Annotated in this window: 22 protein-coding genes, 2 tRNA genes, 2 rRNA genes and 1 riboswitch; of the genes, 15 read left to right on the plus strand and 11 right to left on the minus strand. The window is 45.9% G+C overall.

Going from position 1 to position 25,191, the window contains the following annotated elements; translation table 11 throughout:
• The 12 genes from CWO27_RS22035 to thiH form a co-directional block, all read left to right on the plus strand.
• Nucleotides 1-200 (plus strand): 23S ribosomal RNA (locus tag CWO27_RS22035); the annotation flags it as partial.
• 117 nt (nt 201-317) lie between these two features.
• Nucleotides 318-433: ribosomal RNA gene (rrf, locus tag CWO27_RS22040) — 5S ribosomal RNA — on the plus strand.
• Between the two features lie 67 nt (nt 434-500).
• A tRNA-Asp gene (locus CWO27_RS22045) sits at nt 501-577 on the plus strand.
• A gap of 60 nt (nt 578-637) precedes the next feature.
• A tRNA-Trp gene (locus CWO27_RS22050) sits at nt 638-714 on the plus strand.
• A gap of 346 nt (nt 715-1,060) precedes the next feature.
• Nucleotides 1,061-2,443 carry a multicopper oxidase family protein gene (locus CWO27_RS22055; RefSeq protein ID WP_102433018.1) on the plus strand — a complete coding sequence of 461 codons (1,383 nt, stop codon included), beginning with the start codon at nt 1,061-1,063 and terminating at the stop codon, nt 2,441-2,443.
• Nucleotides 2,444-2,543: 100 nt separating this feature from the next.
• Entirely contained in the window at nt 2,544-2,927 is a 384-nt protein-coding gene (gene crcB, locus CWO27_RS22060) for a fluoride efflux transporter CrcB (RefSeq protein WP_004736665.1), read from the plus strand.
• A 62-nt stretch (nt 2,928-2,989) separates the two neighbouring features.
• Nucleotides 2,990-3,088: riboswitch (TPP riboswitch) on the plus strand.
• A gap of 129 nt (nt 3,089-3,217) precedes the next feature.
• Nucleotides 3,218-5,167 (plus strand): phosphomethylpyrimidine synthase ThiC, encoded by a 1,950-nt coding sequence (gene thiC / locus CWO27_RS22065; RefSeq protein WP_102433019.1) that lies wholly within the window; start codon nt 3,218-3,220, stop codon nt 5,165-5,167.
• Nucleotides 5,167-6,459 carry a thiamine phosphate synthase gene (locus tag CWO27_RS22070; protein ID WP_107899501.1) on the plus strand — a complete coding sequence of 431 codons (1,293 nt, stop codon included), beginning with the start codon at nt 5,167-5,169 and terminating at the stop codon, nt 6,457-6,459. Before thiC ends, CWO27_RS22070 begins: the two co-directional genes overlap by 1 nt.
• Nucleotides 6,449-7,231, plus strand: a complete 783-nt coding sequence (locus tag CWO27_RS22075; RefSeq protein WP_102433021.1) for a HesA/MoeB/ThiF family protein — start codon at nt 6,449-6,451, stop codon at nt 7,229-7,231. The genes CWO27_RS22070 and CWO27_RS22075 overlap by 11 nt, the downstream gene beginning before the upstream one ends.
• On the plus strand, nt 7,228-7,437 hold the full coding sequence (gene thiS, locus CWO27_RS22080) for a sulfur carrier protein ThiS (protein WP_102433022.1): 210 nt from the start codon (nt 7,228-7,230) through the stop codon (nt 7,435-7,437). The genes CWO27_RS22075 and thiS overlap by 4 nt, the downstream gene beginning before the upstream one ends.
• Nucleotides 7,438-7,439: 2 nt before the next feature.
• Nucleotides 7,440-8,204 (plus strand): thiazole synthase, encoded by a 765-nt coding sequence (locus CWO27_RS22085; protein WP_102433023.1) that lies wholly within the window; start codon nt 7,440-7,442, stop codon nt 8,202-8,204.
• A 7-nt stretch (nt 8,205-8,211) separates the two neighbouring features.
• Nucleotides 8,212-9,324, plus strand: a complete 1,113-nt coding sequence (gene thiH / locus CWO27_RS22090; protein WP_102433024.1) for a 2-iminoacetate synthase ThiH — start codon at nt 8,212-8,214, stop codon at nt 9,322-9,324.
• Between the two features lie 136 nt (nt 9,325-9,460).
• On the opposite strand, the gene CWO27_RS22095 is transcribed toward thiH, so the two are convergent.
• Nucleotides 9,461-11,251, minus strand: a complete 1,791-nt coding sequence (locus tag CWO27_RS22095; protein WP_102433025.1) for an aminopeptidase P family protein — start codon at nt 11,249-11,251, stop codon at nt 9,461-9,463.
• A gap of 122 nt (nt 11,252-11,373) precedes the next feature.
• A complete protein-coding gene (locus CWO27_RS22100) occupies nt 11,374-12,315 on the minus strand; it encodes a LysR family transcriptional regulator (protein WP_012605070.1) in 942 nt (313 codons plus the stop codon).
• 101 nt (nt 12,316-12,416) lie between these two features.
• Between CWO27_RS22100 and CWO27_RS22105 the strand changes: the two genes are divergently transcribed.
• Both CWO27_RS22105 and tsrA read left to right on the plus strand, forming a co-directional pair.
• Nucleotides 12,417-13,616, plus strand: a complete 1,200-nt coding sequence (locus tag CWO27_RS22105; protein WP_198591316.1) for a multidrug effflux MFS transporter — start codon at nt 12,417-12,419, stop codon at nt 13,614-13,616.
• 102 nt (nt 13,617-13,718) lie between these two features.
• Entirely contained in the window at nt 13,719-14,000 is a 282-nt protein-coding gene (gene tsrA, locus CWO27_RS22110) for an H-NS-like global regulator TsrA (RefSeq protein ID WP_009848181.1), read from the plus strand.
• Between the two features lie 67 nt (nt 14,001-14,067).
• On the opposite strand, the gene CWO27_RS22115 is transcribed toward tsrA, so the two are convergent.
• The 4 genes from CWO27_RS22115 to CWO27_RS22130 form a co-directional block, all read right to left on the minus strand.
• Nucleotides 14,068-14,526: a DoxX family protein gene (locus tag CWO27_RS22115; RefSeq protein ID WP_048661185.1), complete on the minus strand. Its 459-nt coding sequence runs from the start codon at nt 14,524-14,526 to the stop codon at nt 14,068-14,070.
• A gap of 1 nt (nt 14,527) precedes the next feature.
• Nucleotides 14,528-15,295 carry an HvfC/BufC N-terminal domain-containing protein gene (locus CWO27_RS22120; protein ID WP_102433027.1) on the minus strand — a complete coding sequence of 256 codons (768 nt, stop codon included), beginning with the start codon at nt 15,293-15,295 and terminating at the stop codon, nt 14,528-14,530.
• Nucleotides 15,292-16,152, minus strand: coding sequence for an MNIO family bufferin maturase (gene bufB / locus CWO27_RS22125; protein WP_107899502.1), 861 nt, complete (start codon nt 16,150-16,152; stop codon nt 15,292-15,294). The genes CWO27_RS22120 and bufB overlap by 4 nt, the downstream gene beginning before the upstream one ends.
• A 64-nt stretch (nt 16,153-16,216) precedes the next feature.
• Nucleotides 16,217-16,477 (minus strand): BufA1 family periplasmic bufferin-type metallophore, encoded by a 261-nt coding sequence (locus CWO27_RS22130; RefSeq protein ID WP_060983713.1) that lies wholly within the window; start codon nt 16,475-16,477, stop codon nt 16,217-16,219.
• 264 nt (nt 16,478-16,741) lie between these two features.
• On the opposite strand from CWO27_RS22130, the gene uvrD reads away from it, so the two are divergent.
• Nucleotides 16,742-18,916: a DNA helicase II gene (uvrD, locus tag CWO27_RS22135; RefSeq protein ID WP_102433029.1), complete on the plus strand. Its 2,175-nt coding sequence runs from the start codon at nt 16,742-16,744 to the stop codon at nt 18,914-18,916.
• 71 nt (nt 18,917-18,987) lie between these two features.
• On the opposite strand, the gene CWO27_RS22140 is transcribed toward uvrD, so the two are convergent.
• The 5 genes from CWO27_RS22140 to CWO27_RS22165 form a co-directional block, all read right to left on the minus strand.
• Nucleotides 18,988-20,319, minus strand: a complete 1,332-nt coding sequence (locus tag CWO27_RS22140; protein ID WP_107899503.1) for an IS4 family transposase — start codon at nt 20,317-20,319, stop codon at nt 18,988-18,990.
• A gap of 166 nt (nt 20,320-20,485) precedes the next feature.
• Nucleotides 20,486-20,983, minus strand: coding sequence for a thiol peroxidase (gene tpx / locus CWO27_RS22145; protein ID WP_017069608.1), 498 nt, complete (start codon nt 20,981-20,983; stop codon nt 20,486-20,488).
• A 785-nt stretch (nt 20,984-21,768) separates the two neighbouring features.
• Nucleotides 21,769-23,526, minus strand: a complete 1,758-nt coding sequence (ggt, locus tag CWO27_RS22155; RefSeq protein ID WP_102433030.1) for a gamma-glutamyltransferase — start codon at nt 23,524-23,526, stop codon at nt 21,769-21,771.
• Between the two features lie 91 nt (nt 23,527-23,617).
• Nucleotides 23,618-24,280 (minus strand): LysE family translocator, encoded by a 663-nt coding sequence (locus CWO27_RS22160; protein ID WP_048662855.1) that lies wholly within the window; start codon nt 24,278-24,280, stop codon nt 23,618-23,620.
• A gap of 98 nt (nt 24,281-24,378) precedes the next feature.
• On the minus strand, nt 24,379-25,173 hold the full coding sequence (locus CWO27_RS22165; protein WP_102433031.1) for a helix-turn-helix transcriptional regulator: 795 nt from the start codon (nt 25,171-25,173) through the stop codon (nt 24,379-24,381).
• Between the last annotated feature and the right edge of the window lie 18 nt (nt 25,174-25,191).

Here is a 25,191-nt window from a genome sequence, read left to right on the forward strand (position 1 = left end):
AATGGCATTGCCCGGTAGCTAAGTTCGGAATCGATAACCGCTGAAAGCATCTAAGCGGGAAGCGAGCCTTGAGATGAGTTTTCCCTGGCGCTATAAGCGTCCTAAAGGGTTGTCGTAGACTACGACGTTGATAGGCAGGGTGTGTAAGTGCTGCGAGGCATTGAGCTAACCTGTACTAATTGCCCGTGAGGCTTAACCATACAACACCCAAGGGGTTTTGTGGACTCAATAGAAATACCAAACGCTTGAATGAGTTTGAAGAGAAACTTTTAAAGCTCTATTAAATAGAGAAGCAGCTTTCCGAATTTTAAAATTTGCTTGGCGACCATAGCATTGTGGACCCACCTGATTCCATGCCGAACTCAGAAGTGAAACACAATAGCGCCGATGGTAGTGTGGGGCTTCCCCATGTGAGAGTAGGACATCGCCAGGCTTTAAATTAAATCTTTAGGTTGACCAACCTGGAGATATGGACGCTCACTTAGTGAGTTGACCACTGCGGAGTGGTAGTTCAGTTGGTTAGAATACCGGCCTGTCACGCCGGGGGTCGCGGGTTCGAGTCCCGTCCACTCCGCCACTTATTCGATAACCTCGCCTAGTGCGAGGTTTTTTCGAATCTGAAGTAGTAAAAAGTTTTAGGGGTGTAGCTCCAATTGGCAGAGCAGCGGATTCCAAATCCGCGTGTTGGGAGTTCGAATCTCTCCACCCCTGCCATATCAAAGCCTCAGCAGAAATGCTGGGGCTTTTTTATATCTGTTGCTTCTACGAAGCAATGTTGTGAGCAGAATCGCCAGCCCGGTCAAATCTCCGGAGTGCCGGCCCAGTCCACCCCTGCCATATTTAAAGCTCCATCAGAAATGCTGGAGCCTTTTTGCTTTCTGTTTGTTCGATTTTTTTGTCGACAATTCCTATCTTTAACAGAACCTAGCCTGAAAAGTGTAAGTGCTTACTTATCTCAGCTTCTTTTATAAACAATCGACAGCACAAACCATACTTCTTTATGAGAATTATTCTCAATATTTTGTTACATTTTGGTCGTTATTACTAAAAGGCAACAAATATGGATATTTCCCGTCGTAAGTTTATTCAATCATCTCTCGCTATATCTGCACTAACCGTCCTACCAGCTTGCTCAATGAAGCGGTCTGTTGATGAGCAAGGAAAGTTCGTTTATGACTTAACAGCTGAGCCTTCAACCGCTGAGTTGGTGAAGGGATTTAGTACTAATGTTTTAGCCTTTAATGGACAGACTCCAGCGCCGATTATTCGCTGTCGACAAGGCGAAAAGGTAACGATTCGATTTACCAACAAGCTATTAGAACCGACCACAATTCATTGGCATGGCCTGAGAATTCCGATTGAAATGGACGGGGTTCCTTTCTTAAGTCAGCCTCCGATTATGCCCGGTGAAACGTTTGTCTATGAGTTCACGCCACCAGATGCGGGTACATTCTGGTATCACCCACACATGAACAGTGTTAAGCAACTTGGTATGGGCTTGGTCGGGCTTATTATTGTCGAAGAGAGTGCGGCAGTTCAGTTCGATGAAGAGCATGCTCTGATGCTTAAACATTGGCATATCGACAAACAAGGTCAGTGGAAAGACTTAATGATCCCTCGCCTCAGCGCTCGTATGGGCACGCCGGGAGAGTGGAGTAGCGTTAATGGAGTACATGAACCTATCTATCAATTGAAGCAGCATGCAACGACTAGGCTGCGTATCGCTAATGTTGATAACACGATTACCTATCCTATAGCCATTGAGGGGGCTGAGGCATGGGTCATTGCTATTGATGGTAACCCTGTAAAGACACCTTATAAGCTGACTCAACACAAGATTGGCCCAGGTATGCGTGTCGATCTCGGGCTGATTGCTCCCAAGGCGGGGGAGCGAGTGAGTGTCCTTCAAATGAAAGGGCGTTTTCCTTTTTCCTTGTGTGAGTTTGAGGCTGTTGATTCAACGTTAATCGAAGGCCAAACACTTCCTTTATTGCCCCTCAATCCTGTGCCTAACTTAAACCTCGCTAATGCAGAAGAAATCGATTTTGTGTTTGAGTGGGAAGGGGCGGTATCACCGGTATCTAAAGATGGGAAGTCGATGCCTAAGTTTTGGCTTACGAATAAACGTGCGTGGGAGGGAATGAGTAAAGACAGTGTTCCAGACCCGTTGGCGACTTTGGAGTTAGGTAAAACTTATATATTCGACCTCAAGAACGTCACTCAGTACCATCACCCAATTCATATTCATGGTCATACATTCACTGTATTGGAACTTGATGGTAAAAAAATAGAAGAGCCCTTCCATACCGATACTGTGTTACTTGGAAAAAACGGCCGTGCTAAAGCTGCATTTGTTGCCGACAACCCTGGCCGCTGGATGTATCACTGTCATGTTATCGAACACATGAAAACGGGTTTGATGGGATATATTGAAGTTAAGTGACACCTGTAACGTTTAATATTTGCGCATGCATTCTTAGTTTCTACCCTCGCTTTTATCGGCGTTAAAGCTAGAATATAGGGATTATTGTTTGGGAGGATTCATGGGTCAGTTATCTATTCTAGGTTTTATTGCCATCGGTGGCGCGTTTGGTGCTTGTTCACGTTACTTGATTTCAGAGTTATGCGTTGTGATGTTAGGGCGTGGTTTTCCTTACGGTACGCTGACTGTTAACGTAATTGGCTCTTTGATTATGGGATTGCTCATCGCCGCGTTTGAAAATGAGATGGTCGCGACGGAGCCATGGAGACAAATTATTGGTCTTGGTTTCCTTGGAGCCCTGACAACATTTTCTACGTTTTCGATGGATAACGTGCTTCTTATGCAGCAGGGCGCGTTCTTCAAGATGGGACTCAATGTACTGCTCAATGTGGTTCTCAGTATTTCAGCCGCATGGATCGGCTTCCAACTTTTGATAAAGTCTTAAAACTTTCTTACGATTTGTTAACAACTCGGCTTGGTTTATCCAAGCCGTTTTTATATACTCGATCGTACTTGTCGGAGTGCCATATGGCTGAGACCGTTAACTCGGGATCCGTTGAACCTGATCAGGCTAATACCTGCGAAGGGAACAAGAGTAGATATCTAACTAGAATCCTTCTAGAGATCTATCTCCAGATCACAACTGTATTTCTTACCGTGATCCCTCTTGTAGCATCTTATCCGTCAAGCATTTTTATCCCTATAAATAATGGCTAAAAGCCAAGGAAAAATGCTATGTCGAGTCGTAAACAAGCAAGACTGGAAGCGAAGAATTTCATTGATTCTTTATCCGTACAACCTTATCCAAATTCAAAAAAAGCTTACATCCAAGGATCTCGAGAGGACATTCAAGTCCCTGTACGAGAAATTTCACTCGCAGATAGCCTTGTTGGTGGTACCAAAAAAGAGCCTGTATTCGAACCTAATGAGCCTATTCATGTCTACGACACCTCCGGTGTTTATACCGATCCTACGCATGAAATAGACCTTTATAGCGGCCTTCCTAAGTTGCGAGAGCAATGGATTGAAGAGCGTGGTGATACGGAATTGCTTGATGATGTAAGCTCTGTTTACACCAAAGAACGTTTAGAAGATGAAACCCTAGACGACCTTCGTTACGGAAACCTGCCTCGAATTCGTCGCGCGACTGGCGACCAATGTGTTACTCAGCTGCACTATGCTCGTCAGGGTATTATCACACCTGAAATGGAGTACATTGCCATACGTGAGAACATGGGACGTCAGAAGTTCGCTGATGAGCAGCTTAACCATCAACACCCTGGCCATAACTTTGGTGCAAACCTGCCGAAAGAAATCACTCCTGAGTTCGTGCGTAAAGAGGTTGCTGAAGGTCGAGCTATTATCCCTTCAAACATCAACCACCCAGAATCAGAACCGATGATTATTGGTCGAAACTTCTTAGTGAAGGTGAACGCTAATATCGGTAACTCTTCAGTAAGCTCTTCGATTGAAGAAGAAGTTGAGAAGCTAGTCTGGTCGACTCGCTGGGGTGGCGATACCGTGATGGACCTTTCCACCGGCCGTAATATCCACGAGACTCGCGAATGGATCCTACGTAATAGCCCTGTACCAATTGGTACGGTTCCTATGTATCAGGCGCTTGAAAAAGTGAATGGCGTTGCGGAAGACCTTAACTGGGAAGTAATGCGTGATACCTTGATTGAACAAGCAGAGCAGGGTGTTGATTACTTCACTATCCACGCAGGTTTACTGCTTCGTTACGTACCAATGACCGCTAAGCGTGTGACTGGTATTGTCTCTCGTGGCGGTTCCATCATCGCGAAATGGTGTCTTGCTCATCACCAAGAAAGTTTCCTTTATACCCACTTCCGTGAGATCTGTGAGATCTGTGCGAAGTACGATGTTGCTCTGTCATTAGGTGACGGTTTACGCCCGGGCTCAATTGCAGATGCTAATGATGAGGCTCAATTCTCGGAGTTACGTACTCTAGGTGAGTTGACTAAAGTGGCTTGGGAATATGACGTTCAGGTGATCATTGAAGGCCCTGGACATGTACCAATGCACCTGATTAAAGAGAATATGGACGAGCAGTTAGAGCACTGCCATGAAGCGCCTTTCTATACATTAGGCCCGCTGACTACAGATATCGCACCGGGTTATGACCACATTACCTCTGGAATTGGCGCGGCGATGATTGGTTGGTACGGTTGTGCGATGCTTTGTTATGTAACGCCTAAAGAGCATTTAGGCTTACCAAACAAAGAAGATGTGAAGACCGGCTTAATTACTTACAAGCTGGCAGCACATGCTGCGGATTTGGCAAAAGGACATCCAGGCGCACAAATCCGAGATAATGCATTATCTAAAGCACGTTTTGAATTCCGTTGGGAAGACCAATTTAATCTAGCTTTAGATCCGGAAACAGCCCGTTCTTTCCATGATGAAACTCTGCCACAAGAATCCGGTAAGGTTGCTCACTTCTGCTCAATGTGTGGACCTAAATTCTGCTCGATGAAGATCTCTCAGGAAGTCCGAGAGTATGCGAAAGATACAGAACAAGTAGCCGCGGATCAGGCTATTGAGATTAGGATGCTAGATAACCCGTTGGAAGGGATGCGTCAGAAATCACAAGAGTTCCGTGATACTGGGTCTGAACTTTACCACCCTGCAATAGGTGCAAAAGAAGCTCAATTAGAGGAATAGTGACAGTGAAGATACTCATCCCATCTCAAAATATTGAGTTAACGGGAGAGGTGCAGAACTGTCTATTGGTTGCTAAGCGACAAGGCTTGGCAACCGATGCAGTTGAGTTGGGTGTAAGCCCAACTCAATACTTCTCTATCGTTGACACTCAGCAGGCGTTATCTATTGGCTTTGCTCATGATGTTGGTTCATTGGCGGAGTGTCAGTTAGCGGAACTGAACCATGTTGTTGATTACAGTAATTCAGTTGCGTTAACCGATGTTTGTGCTGCTTTGACTCAAGCTTCGAACACCGTCTATATCGGAGTCTCCGATGATTCAGCTGTGTTAGATATCTGGTCACACTTAGATGCTAATCGTGTTATCAAGAGTGAAACTACAGCTCATCAAGAATTAGATAATCGTGGCCACTTTGCTTGGTTACTTACGTTATTAGCATTAGAGTTTCCATTGGAAGATGCGTTGGTTTTGGCTCGCGCTGCATCGAATGTTTCACGTGGAACATGGCCAGCACATTATCAAAGTTTTCCTATCCCTGTCCTTGAAGATGAACGACTGAATATAAGCGTTGGTTGGGCTAACCAAGGGACATCACTTTCTTTCCCTGAGTTGACTAAGAATAGCCTCGGCTTATACCCGGTGGTTGATGATGTCGAGTGGATAGACAGGTTGCTCAAGCTCGGGATTAATACCGTCCAGCTGCGTATTAAGAACCCTCAACAAGCCGATTTAGAACAACAAGTCGCGCGATCTATCGAACTTGGTCGAGAACATAACGCTCAGGTTTTCATTAACGATTACTGGCAGCTTGCGCTCAAGCATGGCGCTTTTGGTGTACACCTGGGGCAAGAGGATATTGAAGAGTCAAATCTGTCCCAACTGAGCCAAGCGGGTATTAAGATCGGTCTGTCGACTCATGGTTATTATGAGTTGCTACGTATCGTCCAAATCAATCCAAGCTACATTGCACTAGGCCATATATTTCCGACCACGACGAAACAGATGCCATCAAAGCCTCAAGGCTTGGTGCGTTTATCTCTGTACCAACAACTAATTGATACCATCCCATACACAGAAGAACTTACTGGTTATCCGACGGTTGCTATTGGCGGTATTGACCAATCGACAGCTGCGCAGGTTTGGGAGTGTGGTGTATCGAGCTTAGCGGTTGTACGTGCGATTACGTTAGCCGAAGACCCCAAACAAGTGATTGAGTTCTTCGAAGTATTAATGGCTGACAGTTCTACAAGTGCTGCTAAAGAGATAACTCAGGAGCTAAGTCATGCTGAGTGATTTCGAATTCATTCGTTATCAACGCCAAATCGCATTGCCTGAGGTTGGTGAACAAGGACAACGAAATCTACTAAACGGTCATGTGTTGGTGATTGGTTGTGGTGGTTTGGGGAATGCTGCGGCTCTTTATCTAGCAGCGTCTGGCATCGGAAAAATCGTGTTGGTTGATGATGATTGTGTCGACTCATCCAATCTACAACGACAGGTCGCGTTCAAAGAAAGCGATCTTGGTACAGCTAAAGTCGATTCATTGAAACTACAACTGAGTGAGCTAAATGGTAGAAGCCAAGTTAGGACCATCAACAAGCGAATGGCCGAAAGCCAGTTAAAGCTTGAAGTGATGCTAGCTGATGTTGTGTTGGACTGTACCGACAACTTCGCCACACGCCAGCAAGTTAACCAAGCTTGTTTCAAAGCTAATACACCTTTGATATCAGGTTCTGCAATCGGCTGGAAAGGTCAATTTATTGTCTTTGATTATCAGAACCAGGAAGGGTGTTACCACTGCCTTTTCCCGTTCGACCACCATCCACAAACAACGCGCTGCGGTGATAGCGGCATCATTGGCCCAGTGGTTGGAACTATAGGCAACCTCCAGGCTCTCGCTGCTATTCAGCGCATTAGCAGTGGCGAGTTTAAAGTCGCGACGCATCAGCTAAAGCTGTTCGATGGCCAGGCCATGAACTGGCAAAGCCTAATGGTCACGCAAGATAGCGAATGTCCGGTTTGCAATACAGATGCGATCCAACACCTAGAAGAAGAAACACAATGAGCCAGATAACTATTTCTATAAACGAGCAACCAGAGCAGGTCGCGCAATCGTCGTCTCTTTCAGACATCATCCAAGCACTATCGCTACCTGATTTGGGATGTGTATTTGCTATCAATAATGCGGTTGTACCGCGTAGCCAGTGGCAACAAACCATCGTCAATGAAGGCGATTCTGTCTCTCTTTTTCAAGCTATTGCAGGGGGCTAACCATGTTAACCATCGCAGATAAAACATTCCAATCACGACTGTTCACTGGTACAGGCAAGTTCGCAAACAAGTATTTGATGACGAGTGCTATCGAAGCCTCAGGTTCGCAACTGGCAACCATGGCACTAAAGAGGGTCGATATTCGTTCTGAACAAGATTATATTTTACAGCCAATTATTGATGCTGGCGTTAATCTACTTCCAAATACCTCTGGTGCGAAGAACGCGAAGGATGCGATTTTCGCCGCACACTTGGCTCGTGAAGCACTAGGTACTAACTGGCTAAAACTTGAGATTCACCCGGACCCAAAGTACTTGATGCCTGACCCAATCGAGACACTTAACGCTGCTGAGCAGTTGGTGAAAGATGGCTTCGTTGTGTTGCCTTATTGCCATGCCGACCCTGTATTGTGTAAGCGCTTAGAAGAGGTTGGTTGTGCTGCGGTGATGCCACTCGGTGCACCGATTGGTTCTAATAAGGGAATCGCGTCAGCCGACTTCCTAGAGATCATTATCGACCAAGCTAATGTTCCTGTGATTGTTGATGCTGGCATTGGTGCTCCTTCACACGCGGCGCGTGCAATGGAAATGGGTGCTGACGCTGTGTTAGTGAATACGGCGATAGCTGCTTCTCAACAGCCAGTTGAAATGGCGATTGCTTTCAAGTTGGCAGTTGAAGCGGGTCGTATGGCTTACCTTGCTGGTCTCGCTGGTCAGGTATCTCACGCGGTTGCTTCCAGCCCGCTAACCTCATTCCTAGACGAGTAGTATTGCCATGACGTTTGTTGATCGATTTAAACAGCTCAACTGGGATGACATTGGTATGTCCATCTTCAGTAAAACGGCGGCGGATGTTGAACGTGCTCTGAGTAAACCTAAACGTGACTTAGAAGATTTTAAGGCTTTGATCTCTCCAGCGGCAGAACCTTACTTAGAGCAGATGGCACAACAATCGTTGGCGCTAACGCGTAAACGGTTCGGTAATACGATGTCGCTATATATTCCTTTGTACCTATCTAACTTGTGCGCGAATGCGTGTACCTATTGTGGTTTCTCGATGGAGAACCGCATCAAGCGTCGCACATTAACTTTGGATGAAATTGATGCCGAGAGCGCGGCCATCAAAAAGATGAAATTCGATAGTGTATTGTTGGTGACCGGTGAGCACGAAACCAAGGTTGGGATGAAATACTTCCGCGAGGTGCTGCCGAATATCAAAGCGCAATTTAACTACCTTGCGATGGAAGTGCAGCCGCTTGATCAAGACGACTACGCGGAGCTCAAAACGCTTGGCTTAGATGCTGTGATGGTTTACCAAGAAACCTATAGCCCAAGTACTTATGCTGAGCACCACTTGCGTGGCAACAAAATGGATTTTGAATACCGACTCGAAACGCCTGATCGTCTGGCAAAAGCGGGTATTGATAAGATAGGGGTTGGTGCTTTGATCGGCTTGGAAGACTGGCGTACCGATTGCTTCTTCGTGGCCGCTCACTTGGATTACTTAGAGCGAACTTACTGGCAAACGCGTTACTCGATTTCATTCCCACGCCTTCGTCCGTGTGAGGGTGGTTTGCAGCCTAAGTCGATTATGAGTGATAAGCAGTTAGTACAACTTATCTGTGCCTATCGATTATTAAACCCTGAAGTTGAGCTGTCTCTTTCGACTCGTGAGTCTGCAACGTTCCGCGATAACGTGTTGCCGTTAGGTATCACTAGCATGTCTGCCGCGTCAAAAACTCAACCTGGTGGTTATGCTTCGGGTGAGGAAGAGCTTGAACAGTTTGAGATAAGTGATGAACGAAGTGCGGCTGATGTTGAGGCTATGATTCGTAAACGCGGCTTCGACCCGGTGTGGCGCGATTGGCATAGCGCTTACTCAGGCTAATTAACATCTTGGCTGATGTTCCACGTGAAACATCAATGATGTGAAATCGACAAACAAAAACGGCTACCTAAGGGTAGCCGTTTTAATATCTAACTGAGGCAACTAGTTTTGGTTCAGTTACCTGCCTAGCAATGTATTAAGCGTGAGCAAGTGGTGTTGTTGATTGACGTAGCCATTCCAACGTATCACCTTCAACTAATGGGCTAACATCGTTCCATACTTTCTGGTGGTAATCGTTTAGCCATGCAAGCTCAGGTCGTGTCAGTAGATCGACGTTGATGTTGCGCTTATCAATAGGGCAACGTGTTAGCGATTCAAACGTTAGTACTGAGAAGTCACCTTGAGTAGGAAGCTCAACGACCAATTCTAGGTTCTCGATGCGGATACCAAACTCATCAGCACGGTAGTAACCCGGCTCGTTTGATAACACCATACCTTCAACAAGAGGTACGTCGATAAGCTTCTTAGAGATACTTTGCGGACCTTCATGAACACTTAGGAAATGACCAACACCGTGACCAGTACCATGATCGTAATCGAAGCCTTCTGCCCATAAGTGCTGACGCGCTAGGATATCAAGTTGGAAACCACGAGTACCTTGTGGGAAACGCGCACGTGCAATGCCTATGTGACCTTTAAGCGCTAATGTGAACTGCTGAATCATTTCGTCGCTTGGTTGGCCAATTGCGATAGTACGGGTGATGTCGGTTGTACCATCTAAGTACTGACCGCCTGAATCGACTAGGTACAGAGTATTCAGTTCTAGCTGACCTGGTTCAGGTTGGTTCTCATGGTTGTAGTGACACATAGCTGCGTTTCCGCCTGCTGCAGAAATGGTGTCAAAACTTAGGTCCATCAGCGTTGGGTCTTGCTCGCGGAACGATTGTACTTTGTCAGCCAATACCGCTTCGTTGTGTAGGTTACCTTGCGCGACTTCAGCATCAATCCAAGACAAGAACTTGGCCATCGCAACGCCATCTCGAATGTGACACGCTTTCATACCTGCAATTTCAGTTGCGTTCTTAGCAGCCTTTGGCATTAAGCATGGGTCAGCTGCTTCAATGATATGAGCGCCAGCGTTTTGTAGAACAAGCGTGTACCAAGCATTGCTTGTGCCTGAATCAACTGACACATTCTTACCTTCTAAAGAGTAAAGACGTGCTTCAAGTTCGGATGGGTGAGAAACACGAATGCCATTACCAACGTGCGCTTCAAAGCCAGCAGGGATACGAGCCGGGTCTAAGAAGAAATCGACACTTTCATCTGCGTGAATGATGGCATTAGACAAGACAACCGGCAGGCGAGACACGTCCAAACCGCGAACGTTGAGTAACCAGCAAATAGAGTCTAGTTCAGTAAGGATAGCGGCATCCGCACCTTTGGCTTTTAGTAGACCTGCAATTTCAGCGCGTTTGCTTTCACTTGATTGACCAACGGCGTCAGTAGCCATTAGGCGAACATCAGATACAACAGGCTCAGGACGATCAGACCAAAGCTCATCAATAGGGTTTGCTGTTAATGTGGTGAGTTCGACTTTATCAGCCAGTTTCGCTTGTGCGCCTTTCAACCAAGCTGCTGTATGCATCCGTGGGTCAAATGCAACCTTGCTGCCTTGGGCTAGTGAATTGATGATCCAATCTAAAGCCGGCTCTTCAATAAGGTGGCGATACTCAAATAACTCTGCTGGTACCTGTTTACGAACTTGAACGGTATAGCGACCATCAACAAAAATAGCAGCGTTTTCACGAGTGATAACCACTGCACCTGCTGAGCCAGTGAAACCAGTTAACCAGTGAAGTCGCTCGTTATGAGCTGGAACGTATTCGCCTAGGTACTCATCTTCGTGTGGGATGATAACCGCATCTAGTTGGTTTACTTCAAGCCAAGCTCGAACCGCAGTAACGCGTTCTGCAGTGATATTGTGCATCTGTGTTTATCCTTATTGTTAGGGTCCTTGTTAACACTCACAGTAGATATACATGTGAGGGGACTTATTAGGTCAATAAGCTAGCGCTTTTGTTCGTTTGCTGCAAACGCTGTACGCCATTTTTATCTAAGGTGCAGAGTTTTTTCTTTGATGATATCTCGCAACCAAGTTAACGCCGGGTCATTTTCTCTATCGCGGTGCCAAAACAGAGTGTATGCCATCGGTGGAAATTCCATCGGCAGAGGGACAACAACTAAGTCGAGTTGCTTGGCGACAAGGTAGGTGAAGTGACTTGGTGCGGTAAACACAAAGTCAGTGTAGGTGCACAGGCTTGCGGCGCTATTGAAGTCAGGAACAGAAATAGCGATATCACGTTGGTGGCCAAGGTCGGCAAGTTTGTAGTCGAGTAACCAACGATCGTTACCGTCACACCTTACTTGTACATGACGCTGTGCAAGGTAGGTTTCCAGATCCCATTTGCCACTCAGAGCAGGGTGGTTGCGTCTTAGCACACACATCTGTGCATCTCGGTAGATCTCTTGTTCGCAAATATCATCTGGCGGCAACATGGTTAAACGCGCGTCGTTGATGTCGATGTCTTTACCCGTGAGTCCGATATCCAGTTCACCAAGCTGCAATTTTTTAAAGGTTTGCTCTGTCCAAGCATGGGTGTTGATATTCACCTTAGGGGCTTGTCGAAAGATTGCAGGTAAGAAGTGAGGAAGAATCAACGGGTAGACACTTTCAACCGCTGCAATGTGAAAACTGTGGTCACTGTTGTTGGGAATAAACGTCTCTGGTTGGGTGAGCACATCAAGTTGGTTGATCAGCGTTTCTAATCTAGGTTTGAGAAAGACTGCCTTTGGTGTTGGTCGCAGACCATGAGCACTTCGCGTAAAAAGGGGGTCATTAAATTGCTCACGAAGTTTGGCCAATGACTTACTCACTGCTGACTGGCTAAGGCATAATCGATGCGCAGTGCGAGTAACACTCAGCTCTTCCATCAGTACTTGTAAGCAAACTAATAGATTTAGGTCGAGGCGCGATAGTTTCTCGATATTCATGTGAGTTTCCTATTTGGAATAATGCTAATGAGTATATGCCATTTTTGTTCATATCTTTAGTTGGTTATTATGCACCTAAATTAACTCATTCGGAGAATCTTGTGCCTTCTAACGCGCTTCCTACCCCTAGTAAACTGCAGGTTGCTTTATTGGCAATGCTGGTTCTATTTAGCCCTTTGGCTATTGATATCTACCTACCAGCTCTGCCACAAATTTCGACAGCGTTTCACGTGGAACATGCACTAGCACAAGATACGATTACTTGGTTTTTATTTGCCATGGGTGTCGGCCAACTGTTTGCTGGCCCTTTGGCTGATAAGTTAGGACGTCGAACCGTTGCATTGGGAGGTGTTAGTATCTATGCATTGAGTGCTTGCTTGGCGTGGGCAGCTCAATCGATTGATATGATGCTAATAGCTCGGCTGCTACAAGGCTTAGGAGCTTGTGCGACTTCTGTAGCAGCCTTTGCAACGGTTCGCGATCTATTTGGCCCAGAGAAGAGTGGCCGAATGATCAGTTACCTCAATGGTGCGATCTGTTTTATCCCTGCATTGGCACCAATTCTTGGCGCTTGGTTAACGCATCAATTTGGCTGGCGCTCGAACTTCAGCTTTATGGCTGGCTTCGCGGTAGTCGTTGGCAGTATCTTATTCTTCCAAATGAAAGAGTCTAACCCGGCGACAGAGAAGGTTGCTGTGTTCAAACTAGAGCGTTACTGGTCAGTGCTGAAAACACCATCATTCATCTTCCATGCGACATTGTGCTTGATGGCGATGGCAGTAATCCTTGCTTACGTTACCTCTGCACCGGTTGTGTTGATGGAGAACCTAGGTTTGACGATGAACGAGTTTACCTTCTGGTTTGGTATTAATGCGGTTATCAACATCACGGCTGCATTCACTGCACCGAAGTTCATGGACCGTTTTGGTACTTATAAAGCACTGGTTGTTGGTATTTCAACGCTGGGCTTAGCGGGTGTGATTATGTTGGTGCTTGCTGAACACGCGACTCCAATCGCGTTCATGCTACCGATCTTCTTATCGTCGGTTGGCTTTGCTTGGATTCTTGGTGCTGCGGCGGGTAAAGCTCTGGAACCTTTCGGTGACCGTGCGGGCACCGCAGCTGCGTTACTAGGCTTGTTCCAAATGAGTGGTTCAGGACTTCTTGTGGGTACCATGCAACGTCTTGATTTAACGTCGCAAGTGATGATCGCGTTGCAAATGTTCCTGATTGTTCCTGCATTACTAGTGCTTGCGAGCAAGGCGGGTAAGTCTTGGCACGCAACGTTTGCTAAGGCATAAGTTACAAGGGTGACAAAATATACAAATGGCGGTTTGCGAAACGTTAAAACATGGTATATTTGTCACTCATTGAAACGTTAGTCCCCAACGGAAAATACTGTAATGTCATTAACAACCTACGAAATGGCGCGCGTCTTAGAACAAATGGAAGATGCACCTGAAAAGGTCATGTTTGGTAAACTGCTTAAAGAGCTAGGCAACCAAAGTGAAGAGCGTATTCGCAGTGCGGCAAAACAAGTTCCAATCGATACTTTGCGAGATATCATTTACCAATTTCAGCGAGTGGTAGAGTCTCGTAAGGGAGAGCAGGTTCAGCTACTCGCAAAAGAGCTAGCCGAGCAAGGTATCTCTGCTGAAGAGCTACAAGCTTTTCTGAATAAGTAAGCCTATCCCAGTTAAAAAGAAACCACTCAATTGAGTGGTTTTTTGCGTTTTGGGCTTGCGATGAGGACTAGTTGCTAAATTGCTTCTTTAAGATTCTATCCAATGAAAATGGTCCGGCTCCCCATACCACAACGATAAGAATCATTAATCCCCACAACTGATGATCATAGAAACCTTGTTCCCACAGCACCGGGTAAGACACGACAGCTATGATGTTGAACACGAACAGCACTGCGGCCATCGGTCGTGTTAATAAACCGAGTGCTAAAAACACTGGCAGAATTAACTCAGCGGCAGTACCCATGTAAGCTGCTAATTCCCAAGGTAACAGTGGGACTTGGTATTCCAACTCAAACAAGTAAAGAGTGCTATCCCAAGTTGCTATTTTGGTTAACCCAGAATTAAAGAAGACCCACGCCACCCATAGGCGGCAAAACAGAAGTAGGACAGGAACAAAAAGTGCTTGTGATTTCTCAATCAAATTGTCGTATTGAGCCATCATGTTCGTGACTGTGTTGTTATCCATATTATGTCTCCAATTCGGCATCGATTGAAAAACCTGAGATGACGTTAAGCGCCATGACAGTATTCAGGTGTTGTAGTCGTGAAGGGTCAATCTCAGCGAGCGTTTGACCCGATTGCAATTCAGTTAATAGTTGGTGGCATTCTTCTGTCAAACAATGACTCTCAACCTGTGAATTCTCGGCTCGGATTAACACCCCAAATTCAGGTTGGTTGATGTCTAACCCGTCGAGTTGTTGCTGATAGATAGCTTGTTCAAGCGCGATAATCGTGTAACTAGAGCTAATTAGCGTTATTGAATTTTTGAGGTGAAAGACTAAAGCGCTTTGTTGCTCTGGTGGCACATCGGCTAAACAAGAAAGAGGACGTTGGTCGACATGTGATTCTGAAGCGCACCTCATCAGGTTATCTTTCTGCCATTCATACAACGCCACTTCACTGAGATAAGGTGCAGCCTCAATAACGGCAGTAAAGGCTTGGATAGTTTGTGCAAAGTGTTCACCGTAACCACTGACATCACCAGAGGTCGATGGATAACTTAAGACATGTTGACGAGCCATCTGTTGGAAGCACTCCTCTCCAACCAACATTTCAGTGAGTGGGTAGGTTGCTGCCAAAACTTCGCTCAAGCTGATGACAAAGTTATTGCGGTAAATCTGGATTCGCTGTTCATCGGTAAAATGGTCGCTCACTATGTCGCAGTGCTCACCATTGTTTTGATAGCGCAGGGCGTTAGCAAACTCCAATTGAACATCTGCTAGGGAGTGGCTCATGATGCGCAACTCCTTTGGTTGAACTTGTCGTGTTGATACAAGATGTCACTGGCTTTGGTTGCTTCAGCCAATAAAACTTGTGGCTCTGGGATATCGAGATCCCACTCAATCAAGGTATGGCGTGAACCATGTTGTGCTATCCAGTCAGTATAGAGTTTCCACACTTCGTCACAGACAGGTTTACTGTGTGTGTCTATCCAGATCTCACCTTGTTCAAGTTTCTTTTTGGTAAAACCGGCCAAGTGAATCTCTTCCACTTTGTCTGCAGGTATTCCGCTTAAGTACTCTTCACAACTAAAGCCATGATTAAAAGATGAGACGAAAATATTATTGAAATCGAGCAGTAGGCGACATTCGGTGCGCTTCTGTACCTCGGCCAAAAATTCCCATTCTGGGATGGTTGAATGCTTGAAGGCAAGGTAACTCGATGGGTTCTCAATCAGCATAGGGCGTTGCAGGTTGTCTTGAACCTCTAATACATTTCGACAAAAGACTTCCAACGCCTCTTCGGTATAAGGCAGCGGTAATAAGTCATTGAAGTAATGACCGCCGGTCTGACTCCAGCTGAGGTGGTCAGAAACCAAGAACGGCTCGATATCATCAATCAGATTTTTTAACTGCAGTAAGTGATTTGGGTTGATGCGCTCAACAGAACCTAGAGACAATCCAACACCGTGACAACTTATATTGTGGGCACTACGAATTTCTCTGAGTTGTTGACGTTGCGGTGATTGAGCTAAGAAGTAGTTCTCGCTGTGAACTTCTAACCAACTTATTAAGGTTGGATTTTGGCTAAAGAAGTCCAAGTGTGGTGTTCTAAGGCCAACCCCTGCGTTGGGGTGAAGAGTTTGAGTCACAACGATTCTCCTAACAAGAAGTGGAGGTGAGCTGTATGTCAGCCCACCATACTAAGCTGCTCAATTAAGAAGATTGAGTGCTACCACCTGATAATTTGCCACATAGCCCTTTAGGTACGACCACGAATGCATCGGATTGGTTGTCTTCTTTTGCTGTACCCGCACATGAGCTTGTTTTGGTTGCACAATCATTTTGGCCAGCTTTTGCCACGCCGTAGCATTTTTCTTTTGCTGCTGCTTCCGCAGGTGCTGATGTAAGAACTGCACCGCCGAACGCTAGTACACTTGTGATTGCAGCTGTAACAGCAAGATTAGAATTTTTCATAGTCATTCCCTCTAGGACTTAATAGTATTTTCACATCGCAGGTTAATGGCTTGTTAACTTGCTTACTAAAAAGGATAGGAACAACCGGGAAATAATTTCACGGCATTATAAAAAATATCAATATTAATGATGTTTTATCTTTTAAGTTGTTGAATTAATGATGTTAATTTTTGATGGTTTTTTCTTCTTATTATCCTAAACGCAGCCTAGTGTTTAGGTTATAATCAACTTTTATGTATAAATACCCAGTAGTGAGCATATCCAATGATAGATCCTTCGCTTTTACTCGATGGCCTAAACGATAAACAACGTGAGGCGGTCGCGGCACCTTTAGAAAACCTACTTATTCTGGCAGGTGCTGGCAGTGGTAAAACGCGAGTGTTGGTGCATCGTATCGCTTGGTTGCAAAGTGTAGAGCAAGCATCACCGTTCTCTATTATGTCGGTTACCTTCACCAACAAAGCGGCAGCAGAGATGCGTGGTCGTATTGAAGAGTTGATGATGGGCAGCTCGTCAGGTATGTGGAACGGCACCTTCCACGGTATCTGTCATCGTATTCTTCGTGCTCACTACCTAGATGCAAAACTGCCAGAAGACTTCCAGATCATTGACTCAGATGATCAGATTCGCTTACTACGTCGCTTAATCAAGGCGCAAAACCTTGATGAAAAGCAGTGGCCTGCCAAGCAAGCTTCTTGGTGGATCAATGGCAAGAAAGACGAAGGGCTGCGCCCAAGTCACATTGACGCCTACCATGATCCAATAACTCAAACGTGGTTAAAGATTTACTCTGCTTACCAAGAGGCATGTGATCGTGCTGGCTTGGTCGACTTTGCTGAGATCTTGTTGAGATCGCATGAACTATTGCGCGATAAGAAACACATCCGCGAGCACTACCAAGCTCGTTTCAAGCACATTCTTGTCGACGAATTTCAAGATACCAACAACATCCAATACGCTTGGTTACGTATGATGGCAGGCCCGGATTGCCGTGTGATGATCGTGGGTGATGATGACCAATCTATCTATGGCTGGCGCGGCGCTAAAATCGAAAATATTCAGAAGTTCTTGGATGAATTCCCAGGTGCTTCAACGGTTCGACTCGAACAAAACTACCGTTCAACCAAAACCATTCTGCAGGCGTCGAACGAGCTTATCTCGAACAACACTGAACGTATGGGTAAAGAGTTGTGGACCGATGGTAACGATGGCGAGCCAATCTCTGTGTACTCAGCATACAACGAGCTCGATGAAGCGCGTTTCACGGTTAGCAAAATCAAAGAGTGGCAGGAGAAAGGCGGTGCGTTAGAAGATACGGCAATGCTATATCGTAACAACGCACAATCGCGTGTTCTTGAAGAAGCTTTGATCCAAGCTGGTCTACCTTATCGAATTTACGGCGGCATGCGATTCTTCGAGCGTCAAGAAATTAGAGACGCCTTGAGCTACATGCGCCTAATGAGCAATCGCGGTAATGATGCGGCGTTTGAGCGTGTGGTAAACACGCCAACGCGTGGCTTGGGTGATAAAACGTTAGAAACGATTCGTCTTGCAGCGCGTGATCGTGGTGCAACTATGTGGGAAGCAAGTGTTGCTTTGATAGAAGAGCAAGTGCTACCCGGTCGTGCTGCGGGTGCATTGAGCCGCTTTATCGAGCTGATTAATGCGCTTGAAGATGACACTTTAGAACTGAGTCTGCATGAACAAACTGACCACGTGATCAAATCGTCGGGTCTGTTTGCGATGTACGAGCAAGAGAAGGGTGAGAAGTCGAAGGCACGTATTGAGAACTTGGAAGAATTGGTAACGGCAACGCGCCAGTTTGAAAAGCCGGAAGATGCGGATGAGATGAGCATGCTGACGGCGTTCTTAACTCACGCAGCTTTGGAAGCGGGTGAAGGTCAGGCCGATGAGTTTGACGATGCGGTTCAGTTAATGACATTGCACAGTGCCAAAGGCCTAGAGTTTCCAATGGTATTCATGGTGGGTGTCGAAGAAGGCATGTTCCCAAGCCAGATGTCGGCCGAAGAAGCGGGGCGTTTAGAAGAAGAGCGTCGCTTGTGTTACGTAGGCATGACCCGTGCGATGGAGAAGCTTTACATCACTTACGCAGAAATGCGTCGTTTGTACGGTCAGGACAAGTACCACAAACCATCACGTTTTATTCGTGAGCTACCAGAAACCTGTCTGGATGAAGTGCGTATGAAAGCGCAAGTCAGTCGCCCTGCAAGCAGTGGTCGCTTTAGTCAAACCGCTGTGAAAGAGAACTTCAATGAAACTGGTTTTAGCTTGGGTTCTCGCGTGAAGCACCCTAAGTTTGGCGAAGGCACTATCATCAACTTCGAAGGAAGTGGCCCACAGAGTCGAGTTCAAGTGGCGTTTAACGGTGAAGGGATTAAGTGGTTAGTAACTGCTTACGCGCGTTTAGAGCAGCTTTAATCTATTACTTCTGCATCTAATAACCGTTCATTATTGAAAACAAAAAGAGCAGCCAATGGCTGTAATGCCAGTCAGTTAAGCTGACTGGCATTTTTTCTATTTGTCGCATATTTCTTGGGTTTCAGTTTCACCCAGCGAAGATAACTTCTATCTTCTCTTCGGGGTGGCAGGATAAACATGGATATTTTCTGTAGTAGTACTTCATAGTGTTTAGGGAGTTTCCCAGGACTCGTTAAAGGTAAAGCTGCAAAGTATTGAGTCACAGCCATGGCACTACTCGTAAAGCTTAATTGATTCGGCCAGACGCTATCTAACTTACTCGCGGCCTTTGTCATAACCTGCCTTATAAGGTTATAGGCTAACAAAATCCCCCAGAGCTCCTGTCTAACCATATCTGGGCGCTTACTTCGCAATGTATATTCACTATCAAGCAAAGTTTGCTTCATTTCCCTATAGCCTAATTCGATTTCCCAACGATAGCGATAGAGCTCTACGATGTCTTCTCCAGGAAAGCGCAACCCATCACGCATTGATGTAAGCACCTGATACTCTTTACCTTTGATGACTTTCGATACCAACCTTGCTTCTATTATCTCAGGCAGGTCACTGAACTTCTTCCTTGCCTGAAGTGATGTTTTTATAGCAACGATAGCATCACTCTGGCTGTATTTATGGACAACTTCATACTGAAAGTCTTTTCTCACAGGGAGCATCCAATGCCTTTCTTGACCTACTTTGTTCCAGCGATTAAGCAGCCCTAAAGAGTAATATCCTTTGTCAAAAATAGTCAGTGATTGATCTGGCGTTTGTTCTATAAGCTCTTCTGCGAGCCGCATTTCGCTGGTGCGATAGTCAGAGAATGCACTATCGATTAGCTGATGACTTGTAAGCTCCATCAAACAAACCATACGAACCTTAGGGTAAATATTCTCAGATGATTGATTGCGCTGCGCTTTAAACTCTTGATGATTTTCGGGTGTATCTGTCGTTCTCCAAACGACACCATCGACGGATAGAAGGTTTAGCCCACACCAAGTTTCGAAGTTAGACGATTGATAGCTATGCACTGCCATCTTCTTAAAGACTTGCTTTACACCTTCTTCGCCTAATCTCTGTCTCGCTTGAACAACAGCACTTGGTGCAACAAAGCGTTGTTTGTCTGGCAGGACAATATCGAGTTGGTTAGCAATATCCCAAACAGATTGTTGACGAAAGAGACTCATTCCAACAACAGACCAAAGTACTGCTTCTAAAGGTAACCGCCTTCTTCTAACGGTTGCTACGCCAGCTTGCTCAAAGCCTTGTTGGATAAGCTCTGGACTAAGGATGTCAGAGTATTTATCAAAGTGATGGAAGGTATTACATGACCGAAAAGTATTGGCAAGTTGGCTTTCTAAAGACATAAAAAAATCCGATATTAGTTTCCTAATATCGGATTTTGAAGCCTTTTGAGGATCGGTCAAATGATCTCACAAATTTCTTAACTGATCGGCATTACAGCCAATGGCTGCTCTTTTTTATTGTGTACCGCCTTAAGCGATCACAATACATGACTGACTAGAGGGGATCTTACAGTGCTGCAAGTGCCGCTTCGTAGTTTGGTTCTTCAGTGATCTCTGCAACCAACTCGCTGTGTGTTACCACACCTTTTTCATCCACAACGACAACTGCACGCGTTGTTAGGCTTGCTAGTGGGCCTTCAGCAATCGCTACGCCGTAGTCTGATGCGAATGTAGGAGAGCGGAAAGTCGAAGCGTGTTGAACGCCTTCAATGCCTTCTAGTTCGCAGAAGCGACCCGCAGCAAATGGTAGGTCAGCAGAAATACAAACAACCACCGTGTTCTCAAGTTCTGCCGCTTTTGCGTTGAACGTACGTACGCTCGTTGCACAAGTTGCAGTGTCGATGCTTGGGAAGATGTTTAGAACCACTTTCTTGCCTGCAAGAGAAGCAAGAGTCAGTGCAGAAAGATCGCCTGCAGTCAGTGCAAAGCTTGGTGCCTGTTCGCCAGTTTGTGGGAATGTGCCAGTTAGCGGTACAGCAGCGCCTTTGAAGGTAACGTGTGACATGAATTTGTCCTTAATTTAATTATGGTTATGAAACTAGTTGAGCCTAGTAAGACTTACGTTACTCGGAAGTGGTTAAGAAGTGAATGGTTTAAATGTCAGAATTGTAATCAAAGGTCTTTGATTTATTTGTTTTAGATGAAGAAAAGGTGAGACGACAGATAAAGAAAAACCCCGAGAGCTTGCGCTCATCGGGGTCTATAGTCTTACTCGCAGCAATCCGGCTACTAAGTGTGCTCCATGCATCAAATCCATGATAGTGTGCTGTTATCCTTCAGCGTATTCCTTTCGTCGCCTTCCTAGCGGTGTCCTTGATCTTATCCTGATCTGCCAACAATCCTCGTTAGCGCGCGTCACTTGTTCCTTGAGCGGTGTCCTTTACATCATCCTGATGTTCAGTCCTTTCCTCGTCCGGAGGTGTCCATTGTCTTTCCTTAGTAGCAACCATCCTAGTTACTATTGCGTCCATTCAATGTCCATTTCGCTATCCATGCCGATTATTCATCCTGAGTAATCGAATCTTCATCCTGAAGATAACCAAGTCCTTGGTGTTTCCTGTTCCGTGTCAGCATCCTTCCGACACCATTCATATTACCGATTCCTTATTTATCAGCAATGGTGCATAAGCGAATTTCTATATAATTATTTGAATGATAAATGTACGTATCTTTTTATTTCAATTGGTTACGATATCTAGGTGACTAATTTCGTCATCAAATATCGATATTTACTCACTGCCTTGTGAGAGATCTCGCACAAGGCAGCGAGTAAAAAGGGAGGGTTATTCCCTACTGACCAATGGCTGCACCTTCACGACGAGGGTCTGCAGCGCCTTCTAAACCATCTTTTGTGATGCGAATCGCGTGTAAACCAGAGTTAAGATCGCGAACGTTGACCTCAAATCCCATCTTTTCTAGCTCAGGTTTGAAGTTTTCCGCTGATGTTCCTTTTTCCAAATCTAGCGTACCGAAACGGTTTAGGAAGTGCGGTTGGTTGATCGCTTGCTGGATATCCATGTCCCACTGGGTATGGGCAATGATCGCTTGCGACACATAACCTATGATACGGCTGCCACCCGGAGAACCAATTGCCATGTAAGGCTTATCGTCTTGCATGATGATGGTCGGTGCCATCGAAGAGCGTGGACGTTTGCCTGGTTCTAATCGGTTCGCGATAGGCTTGCCATCGTTATGAGTTTTGAATGAGAAGTCGGTCAGTTCGTTATTCAGTAGGAAGCCTCTTACCATCAGGCGTGAGCCAAATGCATTCTCAATGGTGGTGGTCATGGATACGACATTGCCATCGCTATCGACAATATTGAAGTGGCTGGTGGACGGCAATTCAATAGATACATCTTTGCTGCGCAGCATGGCATGATCCCACGGTGGGGTACCTGATGGTGCACTGTCTAGTGCCTTTCCAGCAGTAATTAACTGGGCACGTTCCTGCAAATAGTCAGTATTCACTAACCCTTGGGTTGGCATCGGAACGTAATCTTGGTCTGCCATGTACATACCACGGTCTGCAAAGGCTAGACGAGAAGCGTCCGCTAACACTTGCCAAGATCTCGCGTCGTTTGGCCCCCATGATTTAAGATCAAACTGTTCGGTCATCGCTAAGATCTGCCCAACCGTTAATGCACCTGAACTCGGTGGTCCCATTCCGCATATATCGTAACTCTCATACGCGGAACAAACCGGTTCACGTTGCTTAATTGAATACGCATCGAAGTCTTTCTGTGCCAATACGCCAGGATTACCTTTGGCGGTTTGAACTGTATTGATGATGTCAGCGGAAATTTCGCCTTGATAGAAAGCCTTAGCACCATCTTTTGAGATAGCGTTTAACGTTGCCGCGTATTCTGGGTTCTTAAGTAGCGTACCTGCAGTTTTCGGGCTGCCATCGGCATTAAAGAAGTAGGCTTTGGTTGTGGCAAAGCGGCTTAGTCTTTCTTGGTCATTTTCAATCAAGGTGGCTAAACGTGGACTGATGGTAAAACCTTTCTCAGCCAGTTGAGCGATAGGTTTGATTAGGGATGACCATTCTAATTTTCCGTATTTCTGGTGAGTGTCCCACAATAGTTGGACTGTACCCGGTGTAGCAACAGAACGACCACCAACTACGGCATCATAAAACTTAAGTGGTTGACCGTTTTCGTCTTGGAACAGACGTGGTGTTGCATCAAGTGGTGCGGTTTCACGGCCATCGTAGGTTTTGAGTTGCTTGTCCTTGCCATCAAAATAAACAAGGAACGCGCCACCACCAATACCTGATGACTGAGGTTCCACTAAGCCAAGCATAAGCTGCACAGCAACCATGGCGTCAATCGCGTTACCACCACGAGCAAGTACATCGGCTCCCGCTTGGGTCGCCAGTGGGTTAGCCGCAGTGACCATCCAGTCGTTGGCTTTAACGAGTTGTTTGGTTTCTAAACCACTACTTTGTTCGGGAGCGACGGAATCGGCAGCTTGATTTGCCCAACTGACGTGAGAGGCAAAAAGTAGGGTAGAAGTGGCGAGGGTTGTTAGTTTTGTTTTCCACTGCATGATCTTCTCCTTTTAATATGCAGAGCTAGATTGGCAGTGGAAAGATAAGATAGCCAGTATGTTGTTAACGAATTGTAATCTTGATTCGAATTTAAGCGATTAAACCAGACAACGACTGCCAAAGAATACTCAGGCCAATCAGGCTGAATACCACGCCACATAAGCCATCAATGTATACCGTTGCTTCGCTCAGCTTTTTCTGCAGTGCTTTAGTTGAAAGCATCCAAGCCAGTAGCGAGAACCAGAATAGCGAAAGGCCGAATAGGATAAGCAGAGCAAAGCCTTTACCGGATAGAGACATGTCGGCAGGTACTAGGCTCGACATCAAGCTGATAAAGAACACTAATGCTTTTGGGTTGAGAATATTGGTCGCAAAGCCTTTCGAAAATGCTTGGCGCTTGTTGGTTAGAATTAGATCTTTCGAATTGACCGTATCGTCGTCATCGTCGTGGTTCTGAATGATTTGCCAGGTTGCTTTAAGTGCACCGTAGCCTAAGTACAGCAAGTAGCTACCGCCAGCCAATTGGATAATGGCAAATATGGTTGGTTGCTGGTGGACTAGGTAACTGATTCCCGTCAAGCTCAGTAACGAATGCAGCAAGATTCCGCAAGATAAACCAAGCGCAATGTACAAGCCTGTCTGGCGCCCGTGACGCGTCGCATTTTGCACGACTAACGCAAAGTCTGGGCCGGGGCTCATCAAAGCGATGAAGTGGATAGAGGCGAGGGTGATCAGTATGGTGACTTCGTTCATGTCAGTTCTCAATAACGTTGCCGCTATTTTTAAATAAGTAATCGTATTGAGCGTAGCTTACCGTGATTTGAAATCGAGCAATTGTAAATTATCAACACTTAGTTGATTTGTGAGGGTGGTACACCGAATGTGGTTTTGAACGCCTTGGAGAAGTGTGCTTGATCATAGAAGCCCACTTGGTGCGCGACTTTGGTACCACATATCCCAGACTTAATCAGGCGCATGCTCTGCTCCATGCGTAAACGGCTCAGCCAAGCGTATGGGGTAATGCCCATCTTGTTTTTAAAGTGGCGTTGAAACTGTGTGGTGGTGAGATCGCACAATTCAGACAGCTGCTCTAGGCGTACCGGTTGGTCGAGGTTTGCCATCAAATAGTCTTTTAGCGTGTTAACCGACTGAGTACCAAGTTGCACCTGAGTTTTCGATCCAAACTGAGCGTAACGATCAACTATTGTCGAGAATCCTTCGAACGGTAGGCAATCTTGAGCGAGTTGGCTGATGTTTGGATTGATAAGTAGCCCATGAAGGTTGCACAATTGTAAAAAAGTCGCTTGATCGGAGAGGATCAACTCCGAGAAGCCTAAAGCGTGACCATTTCCGCTGTGATCGGCAAGATCGCCCAACCATTGCGGCGAGACAGCAAACACACTCACTTGGTAGCCAGATTCTAGCTTTGAATGGCCATCGTGCAGTTCATCAGGTGGCATGATAACAACTTGGCCAGCACCAACATGGTGGCTCGTCCCTTTATAGGCGAATTTTTGCTGCCCTTGGGTAATCAAACCGATGTGAAAGTCCAAATGATAGTGGCGCTGAAAGGCAAACTCTTGGTATTGAGCTTGGATCAGGCTGATATCTTGGCTAGGTGTCGAATAGTAGTGGACTTTATCCATGGCATAAAAAAGCTTGGT

It is taken from the genome of Vibrio sp. 10N.286.51.C3 (assembly GCF_003050065.1).
Classification (GTDB): domain Bacteria; phylum Pseudomonadota; class Gammaproteobacteria; order Enterobacterales; family Vibrionaceae; genus Vibrio; species Vibrio crassostreae.